This window comes from Noviherbaspirillum sp. ST9, assembly GCF_048799745.1.
In the GTDB taxonomy this organism is placed as follows: domain Bacteria; phylum Pseudomonadota; class Gammaproteobacteria; order Burkholderiales; family Burkholderiaceae_D; genus Noviherbaspirillum.
Window position 1 is genome coordinate 1 of record NZ_JBLWFR010000082.1, and the last position, 708, is coordinate 708.

Genomic DNA, 708 nt, shown 5'->3' on the forward strand with positions numbered 1-708 from the left:
TCAGGAATTTCATATCTGCGCATTTTCCGGATAAACTAAAAAATATTTAATCCATGATCAAATTACACTGTTTCCAAAAGGAATGGATAGATGGTTTCCGCGAACAGGAAGCGTACAAGCGAATCAATCCACCATTACTGGAAAAAATGATCCATGCACTTTCACTGCTTCAGTATCTACAAAAACATGGATTGAACTTTGTTTTTAAAGGCGGAACAAGCCTGATTCTTCTGCTGAAAGACTCAAATCGTTTTTCAGTTGATATAGATATCATTACTGAGGACACTAGAGAAACCATTGAAAGTAAATTAGATCAGGTAATAGAAGCATCCCACTTTAAAGGATGGAAGCTGGATGAGAAAAGAAGCTATGGAGAAGGTATTCCTAAAGCACATTACGAACTTGAATATGATTCGAATGTGAATAAAGGTTCCAATTATATTTTGCTTGACATACTTTTTGAAAAGGCCCATTATCCCAGTATTCAGAAGCGTGCTATACAAAGTAACTGGATCGAGGCTGAGCAGATTATAGAAATAGACCTCCCCACGGTAGAAGCAATTACCGGAGATAAATTAACAGCTTTTGCACCGACAACTACGGGTATTCTATATGGTAAGGGCAAGGAACTTGAAATTATCAAACAGCTTTTTGATCTGGGAAACCTTTTTAACGAAATAAAAACATTGGAAGAAGTAAAGGCAAGCT

1 protein-coding gene is annotated in these 708 nt (G+C 36.7%); it reads left to right on the forward strand.

All coding sequences use genetic code 11. The features are described 5' to 3' along the window. Nucleotides 1–53 precede the first annotated feature (53 nt). Nucleotides 54–708 (forward strand): nucleotidyl transferase AbiEii/AbiGii toxin family protein (locus ACNOHI_RS24865; protein WP_420477408.1); only part of this gene is annotated, 655 nt, incomplete at its 3' end.